The sequence below is a fragment of the Streptomyces jumonjinensis genome, from assembly GCF_009600885.1.
Taxonomy (GTDB): domain Bacteria; phylum Actinomycetota; class Actinomycetes; order Streptomycetales; family Streptomycetaceae; genus Streptomyces; species Streptomyces jumonjinensis.
This window is the reverse complement of sequence record NZ_VCLA01000156.1, coordinates 105,734-124,305: the sequence shown is the minus strand read 5'-3', so window position 1 is coordinate 124,305 and position 18,572 is coordinate 105,734. Positions and strand designations below refer to the sequence as shown.

At 70.9% G+C, this 18,572-nt stretch carries 14 protein-coding genes; 10 read left to right on the top strand and 4 right to left on the bottom strand.

The genetic code is table 11. From position 1 onward, the window contains the following. Positions 1-345 precede the first annotated feature (345 nt). Positions 346-1,998 (bottom strand): penicillin-binding transpeptidase domain-containing protein, encoded by a 1,653-nt coding sequence (locus FF041_RS21015; RefSeq protein ID WP_153524210.1) that lies wholly within the window; start codon positions 1,996-1,998, stop codon positions 346-348. A 499-nt stretch (positions 1,999-2,497) separates the two neighbouring features. Here FF041_RS21015 and FF041_RS21010 point away from each other — a divergent pair, with 499 nt between their 5' ends. The 6 genes from FF041_RS21010 to FF041_RS20985 all read left to right on the top strand — a co-directional run bounded on the left by FF041_RS21010 (position 2,498) and on the right by FF041_RS20985 (position 10,930). Further along, on the top strand, positions 2,498-4,219 hold the full coding sequence (locus FF041_RS21010) for a thiamine pyrophosphate-binding protein (RefSeq protein WP_153482535.1): 1,722 nt from the start codon (positions 2,498-2,500) through the stop codon (positions 4,217-4,219). A 1-nt stretch (position 4,220) separates the two neighbouring features. Next, complete coding sequence (locus tag FF041_RS21005; protein WP_153524209.1) at positions 4,221-5,753, top strand: asparagine synthase-related protein; 1,533 nt, start codon at positions 4,221-4,223, stop codon at positions 5,751-5,753. Between the two features lie 63 nt (positions 5,754-5,816). Beyond that, complete coding sequence (gene speB, locus FF041_RS21000; protein ID WP_323371423.1) at positions 5,817-6,755, top strand: agmatinase; 939 nt, start codon at positions 5,817-5,819, stop codon at positions 6,753-6,755. A gap of 20 nt (positions 6,756-6,775) precedes the next feature. Further along, on the top strand, positions 6,776-7,753 hold the full coding sequence (gene cs1, locus FF041_RS20995) for a clavaminate synthase Cs1 (RefSeq protein ID WP_153524208.1): 978 nt from the start codon (positions 6,776-6,778) through the stop codon (positions 7,751-7,753). 160 nt (positions 7,754-7,913) lie between these two features. Beyond that, positions 7,914-9,104 carry a bifunctional glutamate N-acetyltransferase/amino-acid acetyltransferase ArgJ gene (gene argJ / locus FF041_RS20990; RefSeq protein ID WP_153524207.1) on the top strand — a complete coding sequence of 397 codons (1,191 nt, stop codon included), beginning with the start codon at positions 7,914-7,916 and terminating at the stop codon, positions 9,102-9,104. 158 nt (positions 9,105-9,262) lie between these two features. Beyond that, positions 9,263-10,930, top strand: a complete 1,668-nt coding sequence (locus FF041_RS20985) for an ABC transporter substrate-binding protein (protein WP_153524206.1) — start codon at positions 9,263-9,265, stop codon at positions 10,928-10,930. A gap of 95 nt (positions 10,931-11,025) precedes the next feature. Here the strand turns inward: FF041_RS20985 and FF041_RS20980 are convergent, their stop codons facing one another. Further along, entirely contained in the window at positions 11,026-12,324 is a 1,299-nt protein-coding gene (locus FF041_RS20980) for a LysR family transcriptional regulator (protein ID WP_407698179.1), read from the bottom strand. Positions 12,325-12,717: 393 nt separating this feature from the next. Continuing rightward, positions 12,718-13,461, bottom strand: a complete 744-nt coding sequence (locus FF041_RS20975) for an SDR family oxidoreductase (protein ID WP_153524205.1) — start codon at positions 13,459-13,461, stop codon at positions 12,718-12,720. A gap of 401 nt (positions 13,462-13,862) precedes the next feature. Between FF041_RS20975 and FF041_RS20970 the strand changes: the two genes are divergently transcribed. Genes FF041_RS20970 through FF041_RS20955 form a run of 4 tightly spaced genes read left to right on the top strand, consistent with a single transcriptional unit; the run spans position 13,863 to position 17,558 of the window. Next, positions 13,863-15,020 carry a cytochrome P450 gene (locus FF041_RS20970; RefSeq protein WP_323371422.1) on the top strand — a complete coding sequence of 386 codons (1,158 nt, stop codon included), beginning with the start codon at positions 13,863-13,865 and terminating at the stop codon, positions 15,018-15,020. A 4-nt stretch (positions 15,021-15,024) separates the two neighbouring features. Then, entirely contained in the window at positions 15,025-15,240 is a 216-nt protein-coding gene (locus FF041_RS20965) for a ferredoxin (protein ID WP_407698178.1), read from the top strand. 51 nt (positions 15,241-15,291) lie between these two features. Next, positions 15,292-16,632 (top strand): serine hydrolase, encoded by a 1,341-nt coding sequence (locus FF041_RS20960; protein WP_228388450.1) that lies wholly within the window; start codon positions 15,292-15,294, stop codon positions 16,630-16,632. Continuing rightward, positions 16,629-17,558 carry an EamA family transporter gene (locus tag FF041_RS20955; protein ID WP_228386532.1) on the top strand — a complete coding sequence of 310 codons (930 nt, stop codon included), beginning with the start codon at positions 16,629-16,631 and terminating at the stop codon, positions 17,556-17,558. Before FF041_RS20960 ends, FF041_RS20955 begins: the two co-directional genes overlap by 4 nt. On the opposite strand, the gene FF041_RS20950 is transcribed toward FF041_RS20955, so the two are convergent. Continuing rightward, on the bottom strand, positions 17,495-18,529 hold the full coding sequence (locus FF041_RS20950) for a GNAT family N-acetyltransferase (protein ID WP_153524204.1): 1,035 nt from the start codon (positions 18,527-18,529) through the stop codon (positions 17,495-17,497). The two genes, FF041_RS20955 and FF041_RS20950, sit on opposite strands and share 64 nt — an antisense overlap. Positions 18,530-18,572: the final 43 nt, after the last annotated feature.

Here is an 18,572-nt window from a genome sequence, read left to right as displayed (position 1 = left end):
CGGTAGGGCTACACCCCGCGTGATTGTTCTGATACAGAATGCACATCCGGCTTATCCCCGCGGAAAGGGTCGCCAAAGCGGCGGCGGTCGCTTTGAGTCGAGAGACCGCCGCCGTAAGGGCGTCGTAGTGCCGTTCAGATCTCGCCGGGAATCGAAACCGTGAAGGTGTTGTGGCGCTTTTCACATCCTGCGGAGAGGTGATGTGCGCCCGCTGTGTCGATCACGCCGCGTTCGGAGACTCTTCCCTCCTGCCGTCTTGAACCAATAGTCGGATCTGTCGCTTCTTCGCGACGGGAGCCCTGGCGGGAGGTCGTTCGGATTCAGGAATACGGAATTACCGAATGGTCATCCGATGACGTTCTTGAGAAACTTCGCCGCGATGGGGCCCGCGTCGGCGCCGCCCGAGCCGCCGTCCTCCAGCAGGACCGACCAGGCGAGGTTCCGGTCGCCCTGGTAGCCGATCATCCAGGCGTGGGTGCGCGGAGGGGTCTCGGTGCCGAACTCGGCCGTGCCCGTCTTCGCGTGCGGCTCGCCGGGGATGCCGAGGAGGGCGTCGCCCGCGCCGTCGGTGACGGTCGCGCGCATCATGCTCCGCAGCGAGTCGACGACGCCCGCGTCCAGCTGCGAGGTCGCCTCGTGACGCTTCTTCACGGCGTCGGGCACCAGCACGGGCTGCTTGAAGACGCCTTCCTTGACGGTCGCCGCTATCGAGGCCATCACCAGGGGGGACGCCTCCACCTTGGCCTGTCCGATGGTGGACGCGGCCTTGTCGTTCTCGGTCTTGGTGAGCGGAACGCTGCCGTCGTACGTGGTGGTGCCCACGTCCCAGGAGCCGCCGATGCCGAACGCCGTCGCGGTGTCGCGCAGGGTCGACTCGGAGAGCTTGCCCCGGGAGTTGACGAAGAAGGTGTTGCAGGAGTGGGCGAAGCTGTCCCGGAAGGTCGACCCCTTCGGCAGCGTGAACTGGTCCTGGTTCTCGAAGCGCTGCCCGTTGACATGGGCGAACTTCGGACACTCCGCACTGTCCTCGGGGCTCATCCCCTGCTTCAGCAGCGCGGCGGTCGTCACCACCTTGAAGGTGGAGCCGGGCGGGTAGCGGCCCTCCAGCGCGCGGTTCATGCCGGACGGCACGTTCGCGGCGGCGAGGATATGACCGTTGGTGGGGTCCAGGGCGACGATCGCCGCGTTCTTCTTCACTCCGGCCAGGGCGTCGGCCGCGGCGGCCTGGATCTCCGGGTCGATGATCGTCCGCACCGGCTTGCCCTGGCTCGCCCCGTCACCGGTGAGCTCCTTCACCACCTGGCCGGATTCGCGGTCCACGACCACGACCGACTTCGCCTGGCCCGAGCCGCCCGTGAGCTGCTTGTCATAGCGCGCCTGAAGACCTGACGCACCCTTGCCGGTCTTGGGGTCGACCACGCCGACGAGGGAGGCGGACTGGAGCTCGTCGCCGTTGGTGTCGAGGATGGGGGCCCGGTCCCGCGACTTGAGGGCGAGGGTCTGCCCCGGAACCATCTTCGGGTGGATCATCTCGGTGTTGAAGCCGACCTTCCACTTACCGTCGGCCTCGGTGACCTTCGCCTCCGAGTCCCATGAGTAGCCACCCGCCCCCGGAAGGGTCATCTTGACGGTAAACGGAACCTCTACTTCCCCTTCGGTGTTCTTCTCACCGGCACCTGCGCTGATCTCGGTCTTCGACGGCTTGAGGTTCGTCATGACGGATTTGATCAGCGACTCGGCGTTGTCCGGGGTGTCCGTCAGCCGGCTCGCCCGCTGGGCGTCGCCCGCCTCCCAGGCGCCGAGGAATTTCTCCAACTCCTCTGTAGCGGCCTTCAGTTCAGGGTCCTCGGAACTCTCGTCGGCAACCAGGCTGGAGTAACCCCAGTAGCCGATCCCCGCCGTCACGGCCAGCGCGGTGATCGTCAGAGCGATCGTCCGACCACGGGATCGACGCCTGCGGTACGGCGAGTGATCGCCATAGTTGTCGGAATGCGTCATGAGGCCCAGGCTATGCGATCTTGATCTATCGCCACTCCGGGCACACGGTGTTCAGGACAGCCGGCAACTGAAACAAACCGTCCGCGAACACGGGCGATGGCCGGACGACGCCGCGGCCAGGGGGCCGTCCTGGGCGCACCCGGCCGGAACATATGGGGAGAGGTCGGCTCGAATCAGTCGCCCTGCACCGGGCGATTGGATTAGACCACTGGCGGAATACAGCCCTCGAACGGGCATCTTTCCGAGCCGACTTGACTCAATCCCATCGATTCAGCGATCGATTCAGAAAATCCTACGGAGATCGAGCCGTCCGGCCGCTGCAGTTTGCCACTGGTTTGCCCGGCCTTTGGCTCGCACTTGCCAAAGTGTCGCGGCTCTTCGTGATCTCTTCACACACTCTCCACGACGTCTCCGATAGATGGAGGAGAGAAGGCCAAGAGTGGGCCTGGTCAGGGTTGCCGAGAACCGTCAACCGCCGACGGAGTCTGGAGACCACCAAATGTCCCGTGTATCGACCGGCCCCAGCAACGAGCCTACCGCCGCGCACGCGCTGCTGTCACGGCTGCGTGATCATGGTGTGAGCAAGGTGTTCGGGGTAGTCGGCCGTGAGGCCGCGTCGATCCTCTTCGACGAGGTCGAGGGCATCGACTTCGTCCTCACCCGGCACGAATTCACCGCCGGTGTAGCCGCCGACGTCCTCGCTCGCATCACCGGCCGCCCCCAGGCGTGCTGGGCCACCCTGGGCCCCGGCATGACCAACCTCTCCACCGGCATCGCCACGTCCATGCTCGACCGGTCGCCGCTGATCGCCCTGGCCGCCCAGTCCGAGTCGCACGACATCTTCCCCAACGACACCCACCAGTGCCTGGACTCCGTGGCGATCATCGCCCCGATGTCCAAGTACGCGGTGGAGCTTCAGCGTCCGCACGAGGTCACCGACCTCGTGGACTCCGCGGTGACCGCGGCCATGACCGAGCCGGTGGGGCCGTCCTTCATCTCCCTCCCCGTCGACCTGCTCGGCTCCTCCGAGGGCATCGACACCTCGGTGCCGAACCCGCCGGCCAACACCCCGGCCAAGCCGATCGGCGCGTACGCGGACGGCTGGCAGACGGAGGCCGACCGGGCCGCCGCGCTCTTCGCCGAGGCCGAGCACCCCGTTCTCGTGGTCGGCGCCGCGGCGATCCGCTCCGGAGCGGTGCCCGCCATCCGCGCCCTGGCGGAGCGGCTGAACGTGCCCGTCATCACGACGTACATCGCCAAGGGCGTCCTGCCGCACGGCCACGAGCTCAACTACGGCGCCGTCACCGGCTACATGGACGGCATCCTCGGCTTCCCCGCCCTGGACACCCTGTTCGCCCCCGTGGACCTGGTCCTCACCGTCGGCTACGACTACGCCGAGGACCTGCGGCCGTCCATGTGGCAGAAGGGGGAGAAGAAGCAGACGGTCCGCGTCTCGCCGACGGCCAACCCGGTCCCGCGCGTGTACCGGCCCGACGTCGACGTCGTCACCGACGTGCTCGCGTTCGTCGAGCACTTCGACGCGGCGACGGCCTCCCTCGCGGCCAAGAACCGGCACGACATCACCCCGCTGCGCGAGCGCATCGCGGAGTTCCTCGCGGACCCGACCTCCTACGAGGACGGCATGCGCGTGCACCAGGTCATCGACTCGATGAACACGGTCATGGCGGAGACCGCCGAGGCGGGCGAGGGCACGATCGTCTCCGACATCGGCTTCTTCCGGCACTACGGCGTTCTGTTCGCCCGCGCCGACCAGCCGTTCGGCTTCCTCACCTCGGCCGGCTGCTCCAGCTTCGGCTATGGCATCCCGGCCGCGATCGGCGCCCAGATGGCCCGTCCGGACCAGCCCACCTTCCTGATCGCCGGTGACGGAGGCTTCCACTCCAACAGCGCCGACCTGGAGACGATCGCCCGGCTGAACCTGCCGATCGTGACGGTGGTCGTCAACAACGACACCAACGGTCTGATCGAGCTCTACCAGAACCTCGGTCACCACCGCAGCCACGACCCGGCCGTGAAGTTCACCGGTGTCGACTTCGTCGCCCTCGCCCAGGCCAACGGCATCGAGGCGACCAAGGCGAACGACCGGCAGGAGCTGCTGGCCGCGCTCCGCAAGGGCGCCGAGCTGGGCCGTCCCTTCCTGATCGAGGTCCCGATCGAGTACGACTTCCAGCCGGGCGGCTTCGGCGCCCTGAGCATCTGACATGACTGAACCGGCCCTCCCGGCCGCCTTCGGTTTCCTGGCCTCCGCCCGTCCGGGCGGGGGCCGGGTCCCCGATGCGGTCTTCGCGACCCGGGGCAGTCACACCCGCGTCGACACAGCCCTGCCCGACCAGTCCCTCATCGCGACACTGGTGCACGCCCCCGGGATCGCGCCCGACGCGGCGCAGGCCCGGGACACGGACACCGCCGTGCTCCTCGCCGGCGAGTTCTACAACCGCGCCGCCCTCCACTCCGTACTGCCCCCGGGCAGCGAGCCGGACGGCGACGCGCAGCTGCTCCTCCAGCTGCTCCACCGCTACGGTCTGCACGCCTTCCGGCTGATCAACGGGCGCTTCGCCGCGATGGTCAGCACCGGGCGGCGGGTCCTGCTGGCCACCGACCACGCCGGCTCGGTACCGCTGTACACCCGGGTGGCCCCGGGCGAGGTCAGCGCGTCCACCGAGGCCAAGACACTGGCCGCGCAGCGCGATCCGCGCGGCTTCCCGCTCGCGGACGCCCGGCGCGTCCCGGGCCTGACCGGCGTCTACCAGGCGCCGGCGGGCTCCGTGACGGAGATCGACCTCGACTCCGGCACGGCCACGATCCACCGCACCTGGACCCCGCAGCTGGGACGGCGGATCATGCCGGAGGACGAGGCCACCGCGGCCGTCCGCGCGGCTCTCGACCAGGCCGTCGCGGCACGCGTCGCACCCGGCGACACCCCCCTGGTGGTGCTCTCCGGCGGCATCGACTCCTCCGGGGTCGCGGCCTGCGCGCACCGCGCGGCCGGGTCGCTGGACACGGTGTCCATGGGCACCGACACCTCCGATGAGTTCGCCCAGGCCCGGGCGGTCGTCGACCATCTGGGCACCCGGCACCGGGAGATCACCATCCCCAGCGCCGACCTGCTGGCGCAGCTCCCGTACGCCGTGTGGGCGTCCGAGTCGGTGGACCCGGACATCATCGAGTATCTGCTCCCGCTCGTGGCGCTCTACCGCGCGCTCGACGGCTCCGGCCGCCGGATCCTCACCGGATACGGCGCGGACATCCCCCTCGCGGGCATGCACCGCGAGGACCGGCTGCCCAATCTGGACACCGCCGTGGTGTACGACATGGCGACCTTCGACGGTCTGAACGAGATGTCCCCGGTGCTGTCCGCGCTGAGCGGCCACTGGAGCACCCACCCCTACTGGGACCGGGACGTGCTCGATCTGCTCGTCTCCCTGGAGGCCGGGCTCAAGCGGCGGCACGGACGGGACAAGTGGGTGCTGCGCGCCGCACTGGCCGACGCGCTGCCCGAGGAGACCATCACCCGGCCCAAGCTCGGCGTCCACGAGGGCTCGGGCACCACCTCGTCGTTCTCCCGGCTGCTCATCGAGCACGGTGTCGCGGAGCCGGCGGTCAAGGAGGTCAAGCGGCTGGTGGTGCGGGAGCTCTTCGACCTCACCGTCGGAGGCGGCCGTCATCCCTCGGAGGTGAGCACCGCCGAGGTCGTGCGGTCCGCCGCCGAGCGGTTCGCGCGGGGGGCGGCATGACCCCGCCCACCCGTCCGGCCCCGTCCCCGACCGCCGCCGACTCCCAGGAAGGGAGCTGAAACCGTGGAGCGCATCAATTCACACGTGTCACCCCGTTATGCGCAGATCCCCACGTTCATGCGCCTGCCGCACGACCGGGATCCCCGCGGCTACGACGTGGTGGTCATCGGCGCCCCGTACGACGGAGGCACCAGCTACCGCCCCGGCGCGCGGTTCGGCCCGCAGGCCATCCGCGCCGAGTCGGGTCTCATCCACGGCGTCGGCATCGACCGCGGCCCCGGCACCTTCGATCTGATCAACTGCATCGACGGCGGGGACATGGATCTCACCCCGTTCGACATGAACATCGCGGTCGAGACGGCGCAGCGGCATCTGTCGACGCTGCTGAAGGGCAACGCCGCCTTTCTGATGCTCGGCGGCGACCACTCGCTGACCATCGCGGCCCTGCGCGCGGTGGCCGAGCAGCACGGCCCGGTCGCCGTGGTCCATCTGGACGCGCACTCCGACACCAATCCGTCCTTCTACGGCGGCCGTTACCACCACGGCACCCCGTTCCGGCACGGGATCGACGAGAAGCTCATCGATCCGTCCGCGATGGTCCAGATCGGCATCCGCGGCCACAACCCGAAGCCGGACTCGCTCGACTACGCCCGCGGCCACGGTGTACGCGTGGTGACCGCGGACGAGTTCGGGGAGCTGGGGGTGGGCGGAACCGCCGATCTGATCCGCGAGCGGGTGGGCCGCCGGCCGGTGTACGTCTCGGTCGACGTCGATGTGGTCGATCCCGCCTTCGCTCCCGGTACGGGCACCCCCGCCCCGGGAGGGCTCAGCTCGCGCGAGGTCCTCGCCCTGCTGCGCTGCGTGGGGGACCTCAAGCCGGTGGGCTTCGACGTGATGGAGGTGTCCCCCCTCTACGACCACGGCGGGATCACCTCGATTCTGGCCACGGAGATCGGTGCGGAGCTGCTCTACCAGTACGCCCGCGCCCACCACACACCCTGATGTGAAGGAGAGATCGCGTCATGGCTTCTGAAATAGTCGACTGCACTCCGTACCGCGAACAGCTGCTGGCCCTCGTCGCCGAGCTCCCCGAGGTGCCGCGTGCGGATCTGTACGGATTCCTCCAGCAGGCGAAGGAGCTGTCCGAGCGGCTGCCGGAGGGCCTGGCCGCCGCCCTGGACTCGTTCAACGCCGAGGGCAGCGAGGCGGGGTATCTGCTCCTGCGCGGGCTGCCGGTCGTCGAGGACGAGCTGCCTCCCACGCCCTCCTCCACCCCGGCCCCGGTGGACCGCCGGCGGACGGCGATGGAGGCGATGCTCGCGCTGGCCGGCCGGCGGCTCGGACTGCACACGGGATACCAGGAACTGCGCTCCGGCACGGTCTACCACGACGTCTATCCGTCGCCCGGCGCGCACTACCTGTCCTCGGAGACCTCCGAGACCCTGCTGGAGTTCCACACGGAGATGGCGTACCACGTCCTCCAGCCGAACTACGTCATGCTGGCCTGCTCCCGGGCGGACCACGAGCGCCGCGCCGAGACCCTCGTCGGGTCGGTCCGCAGGGCGCTGCCGCTGCTCAGCGAGGAGGTGCGGACGCGGCTGTTCGACCGCAAGCTGCCCTGCTGCGTCGATGTGGCGTTCCGCGGCGGTGAGGAGGACCCGGGCGCGATCGCCGAGGTCAAGCCGTTGTACGGGAATGTGAACGACCCGTACCTGGGGTACGACCGCGAGCTTCTCGCGCCCGAGGAGCCGGAGGACAAGGAGGCCGTGGCCGCTCTGTCCCAGGCCCTGGACGATGTCACGGAGTCGGTGAAGCTCACCCCCGGCGACCTGCTGATCATCGACAACTTCCGTACCACGCACGCCCGTACGCCGTTCACCCCGCGCTGGGACGGCCAGGACCGCTGGCTGCACCGCGTCTACATCCGCACCGACCGCAACGGCCAGCTGTCCGGCGGCGAGCGCGCGGGCGATGTCATCGCCTTCACGCCGCGCCGCTGACCAGCTGACCGGTCCGCCCCCCACACGCTGCCCCCTCACCGAGCCCGGTGAGGGGGCAGCTGCGGACTGTCATGCATGAATATGCTGAACCATTGGACATAATGCAGTCGGGCGATGGGCCCGGCCGTCGCCACGCCATTCCGTGACAGGAGACGCTGACATGCCCGACACCGCACCCCAGACCCCCCAGACACCCCAGGGATTCGTCGTGCACACGGCGCCGGTGGGGCTGGCCGACGACGGCCGGGACGACTTCACCGTGCTCGCCTCCACCGTGCCGGCCGCCGTGAGCGCGGTCTTCACCCGCTCCGTGTTCTCCGGGCCGAGCGTGGTGCTGAGCCGGGAGGCGGCGTCGGACGGCCGGGCGCGCGGAGTGGTGGTGGTGGCCCGCAACGCGAACGTCGCGACCGGCCGGGAGGGCGAGGCCAACGCGCGCGAGATCCGTGAGTCCGTCGCGCGCACCCTCGGCGTACCGGAGGACGAACTCCTCATCGCCTCCACCGGGGTGATCGGCCGCCAGTACCCGATGGACAGCATCCGGGAGCACCTCAAGACGCTCGAATGGCCCTTCCCCGAGGGCGGCTTCGACCGCGCGGCCCGCGCCATCATGACGACCGACACCCGGCCCAAGGAGGTCCGGGTGAGCGTCGGCGGGGCGACCCTGGTGGGCATCGCCAAGGGGGTCGGCATGCTGGAGCCCGACATGGCGACGCTGCTGACGTTCTTCGCCACCGACGCCCGGCTCGACCCGGCCGAGCAGGACCGCCTCTTCCGGCGCGTGATGGACCGGACCTTCAACGCGGTGAGCATCGACACCGACACCTCCACCAGCGACACGGCGGTGCTGTTCGCCAATGGGCTGGCCGGGGAGGTCGACCCCGCGGAGTTCGAGGAGGCGCTCTACACCGCCGCGCTGGCCCTGGTGAAGGACATCGCGAGCGACGGCGAGGGGGCCGCCAAGCTGATCGAGGTCCAGGTCACCGGCGCCCGTGACGACGCCCAGGCCAAGCGGGTCGGCAAGGCCGTCGTCAACTCCCCGCTGGTGAAGACCGCGGTGCACGGCTGCGACCCCAACTGGGGCCGGGTCGCCATGGCGATCGGCAAGTGCTCCGCCGACACCGACATCGACCAGGACCGGGTCGCCATCCGCTTCGGGGACGTCGAGGTCTACCCGCCGCGCGCCGAGGGCGGCCACGACGACGACGCGCTGCGGGCCGCCGTCGCCGAGCACCTCCAGGGCGACGAGGTGATCATCGGCATCGATCTCGCCGTCGCGGACGGGGCGTTCACGGTGTACGGCTGCGATCTCACCGAGGGCTATGTGCGCCTCAACTCGGAGTACACCACCTGAGATCGCTTCCCCGGGGGCGGCGGCGCGGGCGCCCGCGCCGCCGTCCCCGGCTATACCGACCGGCCCCCGGCTATGCGCGCGGCCCGCCGCGGCCCCCGCCCGGTGCGCGATGCCCGCACGATGGAACGGACGTGCATCGCCACAAGAGCTGGAGGGACATGGTGACCACTCGGTCGACAAACGCGGACGAGGGCTTCGACGCCGCTGTACGGGGTGTGGTCCAGCCGACCGACGCCACCGGCGGCACGCTCCGGCTCACCCGCACGGACGACTTCGACTCGCTGGACCCCGGCAACACCTATTACGCCTACACCTGGAATTTCCTCCGGCTCATCGGCCGGACCCTCGTCACCTTCGACACCGCCCCCGGCAAGGCCGGCCAGCGGCTCGTGCCCGACCTGGCCGAGTCGCTCGGGGAATCGTCCGAGGGCGGCCGGGTGTGGACGTACCGGCTGCGCGAGGGGCTCCGCTACGAGGACGGCTCCCCCGTCACCTCGGGCGACGTCAAGTACGCGATCGCCCGCAGCAACTACGGCACCGATGTGCTGGGCGCCGGGCCGACCTACTTCCGGCATCTGCTGGGCACGGAGTACGGCGGCCCGTGGCGGGAGCCGGACGTCGACGGCCCGGTGACGCTGGAGACCCCCGACGAGCGCACGCTGATCTTCCGGCTGAAGGAGCCGTTCGCCGGCCTCGATCTGCTGGCGACGATGCCGAGCACCACCCCGGTGCCGCGCCGGCTGGACACGGGGGCCGGCTACCGGCTGAAGCCGGTGGCGACCGGACCGTACCGGGTGGCCTCCTACACCCGCGGCGAACTGGCCGTGCTGGAGCCCAATCCGCACTGGGACCCGGCCACCGACCCGGTGCGCGTGCGGCGCGCCCAGCGCATCGAGGTCCACCTCGGCAAGGACCCGCACGACGTGGACCGCATGCTGCTGAGCGGCGAGGCCCATGTCGACCTGGCCGGATTCGGGGTGCAGCCCGCGGCGCAGGAGCGCATCCTCGCGGACCCGGCGCTGCGCGCCAACGCCGACAACCCGCTGACCGGCTTCACCTGGATCTACTGCCTGTCGAGCCGGATCGCGCCGTTCGACAACGTCCACTGCCGGCGTGCCGTGCAGTTCGCCACGGACAAGGCCGCGATGCAGGAGGCGTACGGCGGTCCGGTGGGCGGGGACATCGCCACCACCATCCTGCCGCCGACGCTCGACGGCCACCAGCCCTTCGACCGCTACCCGGTGGGCCCGGACGGCTCCGGCGACCTGGACGCCGCCCGCGCGGAGCTGAAGGCGGCCGGGATGCCGGACGGCTTCCGGACGAAGATCGCCGCCCGTAAGGACCGGCTCAAGGAGTACCGGGCCGCCGAGGCGCTGGCGGCCGGGCTGGCCCGGGTCGGCATCGAGGCCGAGGTGCTGGACTTCCCCTCGGGCGACTACTTCGACCGCTACGGCGGCTGCCCGGAGTATCTGCGCGAGCACGGCATCGGGATCATCATGTTCGGCTGGGGCGCCGACTTCCCCGACGGCTACGGCTTTCTGCAGCAGATCGTCGACGGCCGGGCGATCAAGGAGCGCGGCAACCAGAACATGGGCGAGCTCGACGACCCGGAGATCAACGCGCTGCTCGACGAGGGAGCCCAGTGCGGCGACCCGGCGCGGCGGGCGGAGATCTGGCACCGGATCGACCAGCTGACGATGGACCACGCGGTGATCGTGCCGTATCTGTACCCGCGCTCCCTGCTCTACCGCCACCCGGACGCCCGCAATGTCTATGTCACCGGCTCGTTCGGGATGTACGACTACGTGGCGCTCGGGGCCGAGTGAGCGCGGGGTCCGTCCCGGCGGGGCCGCTGCTGTGAGCGACCCGCCGGGCCGGACCCCGGCCCCCGGACCCCTGCCCCGCCCCCCGGACGCCCGCCTCAGCCCGACAGCTGGGCGGCGACCGGGGCGCTGTGCCGCGCGGGCCAGTGACTGTGCGGCAGCTGCCGGTCGCCGGTGCGGCCGGCAATGGCCGCGTCGCGGAACTCCGCTTCGTACCGGGTCAGCTGGACCAGGAACTGACGGGTCGGGCCGGTCAGGCTGGTGCCCCGCGGGCTGCGCAGCAGCAGCCGCGCGCCGAGGGCCTGCTCCAGCCGGTGGATACGGCGGGTCAGCGCCGACTGGCTGATGGAGAGCACCGTCGCCGCCCGGTTGATGCTGCCGTGCCGGGCCACGGCCTGGAGCAGATGGAGATCCTCGACGTCCAGCTTCCGGACCTCGGCCGGCCCCGGCGGGGCGTCCGCCTCCGGGACGCTCCCCGCGCAGCGGGCGAGATGGCCGGTCTGCTCCGCGTACCACTGCGCCCACCAGCGCTCGTCCAGCAGATCCCGGTGGTGCTCGACAAAGCGCCGCAGATGGCTGTCGGCGATCAGCGCGGCGAGCCGGCCGGCCAGCGCCCGGGGCACGATCGTCGGGTCGACGAGCAGACTCGTGGTCCGGCGCGGTCGCTCCACGAGGGAGCGCCGGACCAGGGACGGCTCCAGCACGGCCGGGTGGGTGGGCGAGCCGAGCCCTATGGCGTCCCCCCGGCGCAGAATGCCCCGGGCGACCGAGGCGCCGGTGACCTGGAGCCGGGCGGGCGCCGGGAGGCCGGCGGCCTGGAAGACCCGGGCCACCAGGATCTCGGAGCTGGGCCCGGTCTCGGACACCCATGCCTCCTCCCGCAGATCGACGAGCGAGACCTTGTCCCGGCCCGCCAGCGGATGGTCCCGCGGCAGGATGACCCAGAGCGGATCGTCGAGCACGTCGTAGGTGCGCGTCGCGCGTTCGAGCGAGTGGCGCGGCGAGTCCAGGCTCCAGGTGTACGCCGCGTCGACGTGGTAGCCGGCCAGCTGGGCCGCGACCTGGTGAGGTGACTCGTGTCGGATCGACAGCAGCAGACCCAGCGAGGCCGCGGCGTCCTCCACCACCTCTTCCAGCAGCGGTTCGGTGGACGCGATGGACAGCACCTCGGGAGCCTCGACGGCTTCGGAGCCGTGGCCGAAGATATGCGTCCGCGCGGCGAGGTCTATCTGATGGAAGAAGCGGCGCCCGGCGATCAGCATGCGGGTGCCCGCGGCGGTGAGCCGGGCGGTGTGGCGGCTGCGCAGCGTCAGCGGAAGCCCGACGGCCCGGTCCAGCCGGTCCAGCCGGCGCTCCACGGTGCCGTGGCGGGTTCCGGCGCGGCGTGCCACTTCCACGAGATCCCCGCACTGTCCCACCGCGTCCAGGAGCGAGAGATCATGCCGGCTGACGGCAGCGGACGTCGGTTCTGGCCCGAGAGACAATATCGGTTCCCTTTTCCGTCAAGGACTGTACCGCTGAATTGTCCGCATTGGCTTTGGAATTGGTGAGGGAATCGATCCTAGGCAGGGCCCCTCTTCGGAATCTCCCCGTCGCGGGGGATGCCGAGAGAACGCGGAGAGACCGGGCCGTTCCCCGTCCGTGTGCCGCCCGGTCGGTCGGGTGCACGGTGGGGAGCGGCCCGGTCTCCGGGCGCTGCGGGCTCGGGCCTGGTCGGCCGGCCGGATGGGGCTCAGACCTGGTCGGCCGGCCCGATGGAGCTCGGGCCTGGCCGGTCGGCCCGATGGGGCTCAGACCTGGTCGGTCGGCCGGATGAAGATCTCGTGGACGGTCGCGTGCGGCGGCGCGGTCACCGCGTAGCGGACCGCCTCGGCGATGTCCTCGCTCTGGAGCTTGCGCATCTTGCTGATCCGCTCCTCGTAGGCCGCCTTCGTCGGAGCGTGGGTGATGTGGCCGCGCAGCTCGGTATCGGTCGTGCCCGGCTCGATGACGACCACGCGCACACCTCGCTCGGTGACCTCCTGGCGGAGCGTCTCGCTGAAGGCGTTCACCCCGAACTTGGTGGCCTGGTAGACGGCGGCGTTGCGGACGACCACCCGTCCGGCGATCGAGGACATCTGGACCACCGTGCCCCGGCTGCGCAGCAGATGCGGCAGCGCCGCCCGGGTCATGTACATCAGCCCCAGGAGGTTGGTCTCGATCATGCGGTGCCAGTCGGAGGTGTCGGCGTCCTCGACGGGCCCGAGCAGCATGACGCCGGCGTTGTTCACCAGGATGTCGATCCCGCCCAGCGCCTCCACGGTGGAGCGCACGGCCTCGTCCACGGCCTGCTGGTCGGCGACGTCGAGTTCGAGGACGTGGACCTTCGTCCCGGCGGCGGTCAGTTCCTCGCCGAGCGCGCGCAGCCGGTCGACGCGGCGCGCGGCTATCGCCACCGCGGCGCCCTCGGCCGCCAGGGCCCGGGCCGTGGCCTCGCCGATTCCCGAGCTCGCGCCCGTGATGAGCGCGACTTTCCCCTGCAGTGCGGATGGCATCGTTTCTCCCACGTGGTGCGGCGGTTTTCGGGTGCGGCTGTTGCGTGTACGGCGGCTGCGTGTACGGCTGTTGCGTGTGCGGCAGCTGGGGTGTACGGATTTCCGGGGAGCTGCTGAATGCCGGTGGAATGAAGAGCTCCGCGGAACGGGAGTGCCGCTCGGTCCCGCCAGACGCTATCAGCGCGGCATTGTCCAGTGAATTTCTTTCGGCGGCCCCGGTTATGACGTTCTCCGCCGGGTTATGCACGCCGCGCCGGTGATCACGTCCGGCCCCAGGGGCCTGCGGCAGATTGGCCGCAGGACGACATGGCGAGCGCAGGGACGGGTGGTGGAGGATGAACGAGACAGCGCCTCTGGCGGAGGAGTCGGCACCGGTATACCCGATGCCTCGCGTCTCACCCGTGGATCCCCCGCCCCCGCTGGCCGAATTGCGGGCCGGGAAGGCCGCGAGCCGGGTGACCCTCTGGGACGGCAGTCAGGTGTGGCTGGTGACGTCGCACGCCGGCGTCAAGGCCGTACTGGGAGACCGCCGCTTCACCGCGGTGACCAGCGCGCCCGGCTTTCCGATGCTGACCCGCATCTCTCAACTGGTGCGCGCCAAGCCCGCGTCGGCGTCGTTCATCCGCATGGACGACCCGGAACACTCCCGGCTGCGCTCGATGCTCACCCGCGACTTCCTGGCCCGCCGCGCCGAGGCGCTGCGCCCGGCCGTGCGGGAGCTGCTGGACGAGATGCTCGCGAAGCTGGTGACCGGGGAACGGCCCGTCGACCTGGTCGCCGGGCTGGCCATCCCGGTGCCGTCACGGGTGATCACCCTGCTGTTCGGGGCCGGTGACGACCGCCGCGAGTTCATCGAGAGCCGCAGCGCCATCCTCGTCGACCGCGGATACACCCCCGACCAGGTCGCCGCCGCCCGCGACGAGCTGGACGGCTATCTGCGCGAGCTCGTCGAGGAGCGGCTGGCCGACCCCGGCGACGATCTGATCAGCCGTCTGGTCCTCGACCAGGTGCGGCCGGGCAAGCTGAGCATCGACGAGATGGTGCCGATGTGCCGGCTGCTGCTGGTGGCGGGCCATGGCACGACCACCAGCCAGGCGGGCCTCGGTCTGCTCAGCCTGATCACCGACCCGGGGCTGACCGAGGCGCTGGCCGAGGACCCGGGCCTGATGCCCAAGATGGTCGAGGAACTGCTGCGCTTCCACTCCATCGTGCAGAACGGCCTGGCCCGCGCCGCCACCGAGGACGTAGAGCTCGACGACGTCGTCATCCGCGCCGGCGAGGGCGTGGTGCTGTCGCTGTCGGCGGCCAACCGCGATGAGCAGATCTTCCCCGATCCGGACCGGCTGGACCCGCACCGCGACGCCCGCCGCCACTTCGCCTTCGGCCATGGGATGCACCAGTGCCTGGGGCAGTGGCTCGCCCGGGTCGAACTGGAGGAGATCTACGCCGCCGTGCTGCGCTGGATGCCCGGCGCCCGGCTGGCCATTCCCTTCGAGGAGCTGGAATTCCGCCACGAGGTGTCCAGTTACGGCCTCGGCTCCCTCCCGGTCACCTGGTGACCCGGTGAGCGACATACCCCGGCTCACCATCTCGATCGACCCGGCCGCCTGCTGCGCGATGGGGCGCTGCGCGGCCACGGCGCCCGAGGTCTTCGACCAGGACCCCGACACGGGGACCGTGGTCCTGCTCGACGCCACCCCCCCGCCCGAACTGCACGCACCGGCCCGGCTCTGCGCCGAGCTCTGCCCCTGCGAAGCCATCACGGTCACCGAGGGCTGAGAGCGTGCGTCACCACGACGCCGCTCCCCGCACAGCGGCCGACAAGGAGCGATGATGATCGAAGCTGCCGGTTCCGTCCCCAGCGCCGCCCAGGCCGCGCTCGCCGCCGACGGCTCCCCGATGGGCGAGGCGGCCCGGTGGGCGGTGAATTTACTCACGGCGCCCGACATCGCCTCTGACGAGGAAATGGCCGCACGCTTCATGCCCACCTTCGGGGCCGGAGTCGCGGGCAAGTTCTCCCCCACTCTTCGCGAGTGGCGGGCGCAGGGCCCCTACACCGTCGAGGACTACCAGGCGGTCGCCCACAAGAGCTGGGTCACGCTGACGGGGCCTGCGGGCGAACGCCACACCCTGTCGCTGACGCTCGACTCCAACGGGGTGATCCGCATCCTCACCCTCCGGCCCGAAATGGCGATCCCGCAGACGCGGACCTGGGACGAGCTGGAGGAGGCGCTGCGCATACCCGGCATCGAGCACTCCGTGCTCGCCGCCCGGCTCACCCCCTCGGGGCCCGTCGTCCTGCATGAGACGGACGCCGACCGGCCGATGGCCACCGGGTCGGCGAACAAGCTCTATGTGATGCGCGCGCTCATCGAGGCGCTGGAGAGCGGGAAGATCAGCTGGGACGACGAGGTCACCGTCACACCGGAGCTGCGCAGTCTGCCCACGGGCGATATGCAGGACCTCCCCGACGGGACCCGGGTCTCGGTGCGCGAGACGGCGCACAAGATGATCGTGCTGAGCGACAACACGGCCGCCGACATCTTCGTGGACCGGCTGGGCCGGGACGCCGTGGAGCGCGCCGTGGCGGCCTCCGGGCACCATGACCCGGCCCTGATGCGTCCGTTCCTGAGCAGCCAGGAGTTCTTCGAACTCGGCTGGGGCGCGCGGGAGAGGCGTGCCGAGTGGACGCGGCGGGACGAGGCCGGGCGGCGCGAGATGCTGCGCGGGATCACCGGGCCGATGACCGTGCGCGGCTCCGACCTGGGCGAGACGGTGCACCAGCTGGGCATCGACTGGATGATGAACGCCTACGACGTGCTCCATGTCCTGGCGGGGCTCATGGAGGACAGTGAGCGGGATACCACCGGCGCCGTCGAGCGGATCCTGACCGCCTATCCGGGCATCGTCGCCGACCCCGCCATCTGGGGCAGGGTGTACTTCAAGGCCGGCTCGTCCCCCGGCGTGATGATGTTCTGCTGGCTGCTCCAGAACCGGGCCGGCGAAACGTATGTCCTGGTGCTGCGGCAGATGGCCGATGAGCAGAAGCCCATCGGCGACGGCCTGTATCTGCGCGGAGTCGGCGCCCGTGTCATCGAGTCCGGCCTGCTGGAGTCCGGCGCGGCCGTCGGCGCGCGCGCCAGACAGGCGGACGGGGTCAGCACCCCATGATGACTGGGAGGGACCGGCTCCTCGCCGCTCTCGTCGCGGTGTTGTGGGGCCTGAACTTCCTCGCCGTGCGCATCGGCCTCGACCACTATCCGCCGGTCTTCCTCTCGGCGATGCGCTTTCTCGTCGTGGCCCTGCCCGTGCTGCTGTTCGTGCCCCGGCCCAAGGCCCCGCTGCGCTGGCTGGTGGTCTACGGCATGGGCTTCGGGGTCATGCAGTTCGGGCTGCTCTTCATCGCCATCGACACGGGCATGCCCTCCGGGCAGGCGTCGGTGGTGGTGCAGGCGGCGGCGCCCTTCACCATGCTGCTCGGTCTGCTGCTGGGGGAACGGATCTCCCGGCGGCAGCTGGCCGGCATCGGCATCGCCGTGCTCGGCATGACCGCGATCGCGGTGGAACGCGCCCGGGACGCCGCCCTGCTGCCGCTGGTGCTGACCCTGCTCGCGGCGTTCGGCTGGGCGCTCGGCAATATCGCCGGGCGCCAGGCCCGCCCCGACAATCCGCTGCGTTTCGCGCTCTGGATGACCGTCCTGCCGCCGATTCCGCTGCTGGCGCTCTCCGCTGTGCTGGAGGGCCCCACCACCGGTTGGCGCGCGCTCGGCGAGTCCTTCAGCGTCGACGGTCTGCCCGGTCTGACAGCGCTGCTGTACACCGCGCTCGCGGGCTCGGTGGTCGGCGCGGGGATCTGGTCGACCCTGCTGAAGCGGTACGAGGCGGGGACCGTGGCGCCGTTCTCCATGCTGGTGCCGGTCGTCGCCGTGGCGGCGGCCTGGCTGGCGCTGGACGAGGAGTTGACCGCCTGGTCGGCCGGGGCCGGCCTGGCGGTCGTCGCGGGCGTCCTCGTGGGGACCCGGGCCGAGCCGGATCAGCCCGACAAGCCCGACCCCGGCAAGTCCACTGAACGGGTCCAGAACACCCAGCGGTCATAGGGCTCGAAGCCCATCGCGGCGTTCACGGCGATCATCGGCTGGTTGTCCTCGGCGTTCGCCGTGTCCAGCAGCCGTACGGCGGGCTCATGCCGCAGGACGTACTCCAGGTTGGCCAGTTTGAGAAGCATGCCCAGGCGGTGGCCGCGGTGCTCGCGGTGGACCACGGTCATCCCCTGGAGCGCGTAGGCGGGGTTGCCGGTGGTCTTGGACACGCTGGTGTAGCCGGCGAGACGGCCGCTCCCGTCGTGGACGACCCCGGTGTGGTAGGCCCGCCGCCCCCGGCCTTGGCGCATGGTCTCGAACTGTCGCGCGTAGCTGGTTCTGACCTCCTGCGCGGCCCGGTCCACGGGTGCGTCGCCCAGCGACAGTTCGAGCTCCGACACCTGCACGGCGTACTCGTCCGGGGTGACGGTGCCCCAGGTGACGAGGGAGTAGCCGGCGGGTGTGGCGGGGACGCCGCCGGCCAGCGGGTCGTGCCGGTCCAGGTCGAGCCACTGGTGCACGCCCGCCGGGATGTCCGAGCGGGCCGCGCCCATCGCGGCGGCGAACGCGGCGGGACCCGGATCCTGCGGCGGGCCGCCGGGGAGGCTTTCGACGACGGTCGCGGAGAGCGTGGACCGGCCGTGCTCACGGGCCCGGCGCAGCGCGTGATCGTGGAGCGCCCGGCCGATGCCCCGGCGGTGCAGCCCGGGGTGGACGAGCAGCTGGTCCACCCGGGCCGACGGAGCACCGTCGGGCAGGGCGAGCCGCAGCGCGCCGACCACCCGGCCGCCGCTGCGCACGACCCAGTCGTCCAGGGCGGTGGCGGGCGGGGCGAAGCGCAGCGAGCCGGTCATGTCGGCGGTGCACGGAGGCGCGGCGCGCGGTCCGCTCTCCGCCGCGTCGGCCAGCAGGCTGAGCCACTGGCCGACGGTCTCGTCGTCGTCCGCGGCGAGCGGGACGAACTCCAGGTCGCTCGGGGTGTCGCTCATAGGGGTCCCTCAGGGTCTTTCATCTGGAACGGGTCGGGTCGCT

Excerpts from the sequence above, each read along its gene's own strand:
- cs1 (WP_153524208.1), top strand. The coding sequence starts at position 6,776 with ATGGCTTCTGAAATAGTCGACTGCACTCCGTACCGCGAACAGCTGCTG.
- FF041_RS21010 (WP_153482535.1), top strand. The coding sequence starts at position 2,498 with ATGTCCCGTGTATCGACCGGCCCCAGCAACGAGCCTACCGCCGCGCAC.
- FF041_RS20955 (WP_228386532.1), top strand. The coding sequence starts at position 16,629 with ATGATGACTGGGAGGGACCGGCTCCTCGCCGCTCTCGTCGCGGTGTTG.
- FF041_RS21015 (WP_153524210.1), bottom strand. The coding sequence starts at position 1,998 with ATGACGCATTCCGACAACTATGGCGATCACTCGCCGTACCGCAGGCGT.
- FF041_RS20950 (WP_153524204.1), bottom strand. The coding sequence starts at position 18,529 with ATGAGCGACACCCCGAGCGACCTGGAGTTCGTCCCGCTCGCCGCGGAC.
- FF041_RS21005 (WP_153524209.1), top strand. The coding sequence starts at position 4,221 with ATGACTGAACCGGCCCTCCCGGCCGCCTTCGGTTTCCTGGCCTCCGCC.
- FF041_RS20985 (WP_153524206.1), top strand. The coding sequence starts at position 9,263 with ATGGTGACCACTCGGTCGACAAACGCGGACGAGGGCTTCGACGCCGCT.
- FF041_RS20975 (WP_153524205.1), bottom strand. The coding sequence starts at position 13,461 with ATGCCATCCGCACTGCAGGGGAAAGTCGCGCTCATCACGGGCGCGAGC.
- argJ (WP_153524207.1), top strand. The coding sequence starts at position 7,914 with ATGCCCGACACCGCACCCCAGACCCCCCAGACACCCCAGGGATTCGTC.
- FF041_RS20960 (WP_228388450.1), top strand. The coding sequence starts at position 15,292 with ATGATGATCGAAGCTGCCGGTTCCGTCCCCAGCGCCGCCCAGGCCGCG.